This is a genomic window from Nocardia beijingensis NBRC 16342, assembly GCF_001612785.1.
Taxonomy (GTDB): domain Bacteria; phylum Actinomycetota; class Actinomycetes; order Mycobacteriales; family Mycobacteriaceae; genus Nocardia; species Nocardia beijingensis.
In genome coordinates this window covers 1-5045 of record NZ_BDBC01000092.1, presented here as the reverse complement: position 1 = coordinate 5045, position 5045 = coordinate 1, and the positions used below count along the sequence as shown (strand labels likewise).

The 5045-nt window shown below is 66.0% G+C and carries 3 protein-coding genes; 1 reads left to right on the top strand and 2 read right to left on the bottom strand.

The features are described from left to right. Nucleotides 1-599: 599 nt before the first annotated feature. Complete coding sequence (locus tag NB3_RS33660) at nt 600-1010, bottom strand: hypothetical protein (protein ID WP_067811527.1); 411 nt, start codon at nt 1008-1010, stop codon at nt 600-602. A 1144-nt stretch (nt 1011-2154) separates the two neighbouring features. On the opposite strand from NB3_RS33660, the gene NB3_RS33655 reads away from it, so the two are divergent. Next, nucleotides 2155-3288 carry an IS701 family transposase gene (locus tag NB3_RS33655; RefSeq protein ID WP_067811524.1) on the top strand — a complete coding sequence of 378 codons (1134 nt, stop codon included), beginning with the start codon at nt 2155-2157 and terminating at the stop codon, nt 3286-3288. Between the two features lie 306 nt (nt 3289-3594). On the opposite strand, the gene NB3_RS33650 is transcribed toward NB3_RS33655, so the two are convergent. Next, nucleotides 3595-4785, bottom strand: a complete 1191-nt coding sequence (locus NB3_RS33650) for an IS701 family transposase (protein ID WP_157112167.1) — start codon at nt 4783-4785, stop codon at nt 3595-3597. Nucleotides 4786-5045: the final 260 nt, after the last annotated feature.

The following is a 5045-nucleotide window of genomic DNA, read 5'->3' as shown; positions in this document are numbered from 1 at the left end:
CGCCGCCGCGCTGCGACGCGCAGCGCGTACTGATGAGGCGTCGTCCGCGGCGCGTCGGCGCGTCGGCGCCACTCGGCCGCCGGGGCGCACAGAGTTCCCATCTGGCCGCTTTTGCAACAACCGAGCAGTGCTGGGCACGCCGGGAGCCGTACCCAACTCCCCTCCCGCAGCCGAGCACGAATCGGCCCCGGGACTAAGCCCGGCCTACTTTCGGCCTCCACTTCCGTAGGTGTCCGCGACCTTCGGCCGCGCGATGCTTCAGCCCACAGACCCGGCGCGGCGCGCACTCCTCCGATCAACCTGGGACAACGCCCTACCACACAACCGGGGCACGGTGAAGGACAAGCCGCTCCGCGGTGGCTACGCCATCCTTCACCGCACCCCGAACATGCGGTAGCCCCCTGGGCAGGTCGACCGGAGGAGCACACACCACACCCCCACCGTTCTGGCGTACTCATCGGATGGACTGCCGCCCGAGGCGGCACACGGGGCACCGCCCCGGACCCCGCTGCTCGCCGCAGGGGCAGGTCTCCCAGAGGGGCCTTGACACGAATTCGAACATGCGTTCGGACATCGATGTACCCGGCCCAGCAGAACCGTTAGGTCTCGCGAACCGTCTTGCGCAAGGCAGGAAGCCCGCCGCACCCGAAGATGAACAGGAGCGCGGCTGGCACCAAGAGCCAGCGCCACCATGATCCATAGTTGAACGCTGGTATGGCGATGCCAAAAGCTACCGCCCAGACCAAGAGACCTGCGAAGACTTGAGGCCAGTTGCGCCGAGCGCTCCGTTCATGTGCCGCCAACTCTTTGATGCGCCACTCGATATGTCCTTGGAGCGTCGTGACTTCAGGTCCACCCGGATTGAGGTCCTTCAGGAGCTTGAGCGCCTCTAGATCACTCTTGATCATCGTGCGCACGTCACGACGTGTCTGACGCTGGGTGTACAACGCGATCAAGACCGCACCAAAGGCGGTCACGGCAGCCCCGAAGACTGGTACCCAAACCTCCATGCCGACAGCGTATCCGCACGAAGACGGCCGCGCGGAGGTCCATCCACCTGTACAGGGCAGCGGGACCAGAACGGGACCACACGCTATGAACGTCTCTCACCGACCAGCACAATCGAAGCCATCCGAAACTTCCTAATGGCGGCTCTGACATGCAATTTCAGCCCCAGGACCGACCTGGGGGTCAAGTGGTCGCAGGTTCAAATCCTGTCAGCCCGACAACGAAAACCCCTTCCGACCAGCGTCGGAAGGGGTTTTCTCGTTCGGTGGCGAGGGGCCGGATTCGACCCGAGCCAGTCAAAATCTCATACTTTCGCCCTCGTCGCCCCGAGCCCAGCGTTCCAGGACGTCCCGATTGTCCGGAACGGTCTCCGGTACATCGATGTAGTGCGTCTTGGCCACCGCGCGGGTGAGTCCGATGCGTCCAGGTTGGGCGCATACCTCCAGTCGCATCCAGTTGGGTACCGACCCTCTGGTTCCGCGCCAGCGCACAGGGTCAGATTTCAGCTGACATTGAAACCCCGCGTGCGTTGCGGACCTCTACATCAATCGCTTGGTCGCTCAGCACGCCGCGCTCATCCCGCGGGCGCGGGGAGCGCTTTGTCTGGTGTGCGGCGCACGATGCCTCACCGGGCCCATCCCTGCGGGCGCGGGAACGCCTCTTGTGGGTGATGGACCCGCGGATGGCGTCGGGCTCACCCCCGCACGCGCGAGGAACACGTCGACCGGGTCGATGTGTTCGTCCGATGCGGGGCTCATCCCCGGGGCGCGGGGAGCACGCCCCTCGCACCGTAGAAGCACAGCAATTTCTGGGCTCATCCCCGCGGGCGCGGGGAGCGCGACACCGTGTGGCCCACCGGTGTGCCCACGTGGGGCTCATCCCCGCGGGCGCGGGGAGCACCGCGCGTCATGGCCCGCCAGATCACCATTGCCGGGCTCATCCCCGCAGGCGCGGGGAGCACGTCGCGCCGTCGGCCGAGCTGCCGCACGGGGTGGGCTCATCCCCGCAGGCGCGGGGAGCACACTTGTTGACCAGCACGTACTCCGCTGGCCAAGCTGGTTTTCATTCACTTCCGTGAGCGATCGACTGCTCCGGCTCGGTCCGGCTCTAGTACTGCAACGGCAGTCGGTTCGGTAGCTTGCTGGTGTGGTGGTGGATGTTGTTGCAGTGGAGTTGGATTCGTTGCACGAGAGGATCGGTGGGCGGTTCACGCGGTCGGGGCCGCGGGGCCGGGCCCGGGAGTACGTGACCGGGCTGGTCGCGGGGCTCGAGCGTAAGAACGGGTGGACGCTGGCCGAGCGGGCCGGTGAGGTGAGCCCGGACGGGATGCAGCGGTTGCTGCGGTGGGCGGATTGGGACATCGACGGAGTCCGCGACGACGTGCGCTCGTATGTGGCCGAGCGGCTCGGGGACCGGGATGCGGTGCTGATCGCCGATGACACCGGGTTCCTGAAGAAGGGTTTGCGCTCGGCCGGGGTGCAACGCCAGTACTCCGGCACGGCCGGACGCACCGAGAACTGCCAGATCGGGGTATTCCTCGCATATGCCTCCAGCCACGGCCACGCCCTGGTGGACCGGGAGTTGTATCTACCGGAGTCCTGGACCGACGACCGCGACCGCTGCCGGGCCGCCGGTATCCCCGAGGAGGTCGGGTTCGCGACCAAGCCACGGCTGGCGATGGCCATGCTGGAACGGGCACTGGCCGCGAAGATGCCGTTTGGGTGGTTCACCGCGGACGAAGCCTACGGACAGGTCAAATACCTGCGGGTTTGGCTCGAACAACACGACATCGCCCACGTCCTGGCCACGCGCCGCAACGACACCCTGATCACTACCGGTTTCGGCCAGGCCCGCGCTGAGGAGCTCGTCGCCGCGCTCCCGGCCCGAGCCTGGCAACGGATCTCCGCCGGTGCCGGCGCGCACGGGCCACGCGACTACGACTGGGCGAAGGTCCCGATCCGCATCGGCTGGCAACCCGGCCGCGGGCACTGGCTGCTGGCCCGGCGCAGCGTCAGCGACCCCGGCGAGATCGCCTACTACGTCTGCTACGGGCCGCGCCGGTCCACGATCGCTGATCTGGCGTGGATCGCGGGGTCACGGTGGCGGATCGAAGAGTGTTTCCAACAAGCCAAGAACGAAGCCGGGCTGGACCACTACCAGGTCCGCAGCTGGCGGGCCTGGTATGCCCACATCACCCTGTCCATGCTCGCCCTGGCCTGGCTCACCGGAGCGAAAGCCATTGCTGCAAAAGGGGAACCACCGCCAGCGATCAAGACATGATCGCACTCACGCTACCGGAGATCCGACGCCTCACCATCGCCCTGCTCCTACCCGCCATCCACTGCACCCACCGCGTCTGGGCATGGTCGAACTGGCGCCGCCGACGACAACACCAAGCCCGCCTATCCCACTACCGACGACGCGGACACCCACTCACATAACTGCCGTTGCAGTACTAGTACTCCAGCTGCACTTCGTGATGTAATCGGTGTCGTCGCTGGTAGTGGGCTTTCTTCGCCCGATATTGGTGGCGTCGGCGCCAGGTCGACCATCGCTGGATGGCTACGAGGGCTGGGCGGTGGGTGATCACGTGTGCCAGAAGACGTCGGATTTCTCCGAGGGTGAGCGGGATGAGGCCGCTGCCAATGCTTTTGGGGCGATGGCGGCTGTGACGGCGAGGTAGGTGTGGGCGAGCATGGCAAGGGTGATGTGCCGGTACCAGGCGTCGTAGTGGCGGACCTGGTAGTGGTCGAGCCCGACCTCGGTTTTCGCGGTCTGGAAGCAGTCCTCTACGGCCCACCGTGATCCGGCGACGCGGATCAGTTCCTCGTCGGTGGTGCCCGTGGGTGCGCAGCACAGGTAGTAGGCAGTCTCCAATTCGCCCTTGTTGTTCGGGGTCAGGGCTCGACGGGCCAGTAGCCAACGGCTCCAGCCCGCGGCGGTGGTCCACTCGTAGACCGGCAGTGAGGCCACGGCCCAGTCGAACATTCGTGGCCCTTTCGCTCCGGCGCCGCAGCTACGGCGTTTCCAGGCTTGCGAGGGCGCTTGCTCGACCAGGTGATCGGCGCGTGTGCAGCCCGCGGTGACCGGGATGGTCTGACTACGCGGGACAGCCACGACATACCCGATCCGGCGTTCGTCGAGCCAGGCCCGGAACTTTCCATCGCCGCCATAAGCTTCATCAGCGGTCACCCACCGGGCCGGCACTCCCGCATCCAGGGCTCTGGCCAGTATGTTCTTCGCCAGCGTCGCCTTGGTCGCGAATACGACGTCATCGGGCACACTCGCCTCCCGGCACCGCTGCCGATCCTCGGTCCACGACTTGGGCAGATACAACTCCCGATCGATCAGCGTGCGCCCCCTGCTGCCGGTATAGGCGCAGAACACACCCAGCTGACAATTCTCGATCCGGCCCGCCGTCCCGGAGTATTGCCGTTGCACCCCAGCAGATTTCGTGCCCTTCTTCAAGAAGCCGGTCTCGTCCACAACCAGCACACCGTCCGGGTCCCCAAGGTGCTCGACGGCATACCCGCGCACGTCATCACGCACCCCATCCGCATCCCACGCCGCCGCATGCAACAGCCGTTGCATCCCATCCGGCGTGCGCTCACCAGCAGCTTCCGCCAGCGTCCACCCGTTCTTCCCCGCCAGCGGAGCCAGCAACCCCCGCACATACAACCGAGCCCGCAACCGCGGCTCCGCCCGCAAAAACCGGCCCGCGACCCGCCCGAACAACTCATCCAACCCAGCCACCCACGCAGCCAGATCCTCATCCACCGACACTGACACGACGAAATAGGCTACCCGACAACAACATCACGAAGTGCAGCTGGAGTACTAGTCGGCCTCGCACCGCTTGTCCGGTTCGCTGCATCTCTACTGTGTCGTCCTACCAGCCTTATCGGACACCTCACACGGGGCTGAATGGCTACGGTCCCCCGAATCGTCACACTGTCGGTCGTCCATGTACAGCCCAAGAGGAGCAGTGAGCGGCTTGCGCCGCCTACGGTTGGAGCAGGAGTTCATGTGCGCTGGGT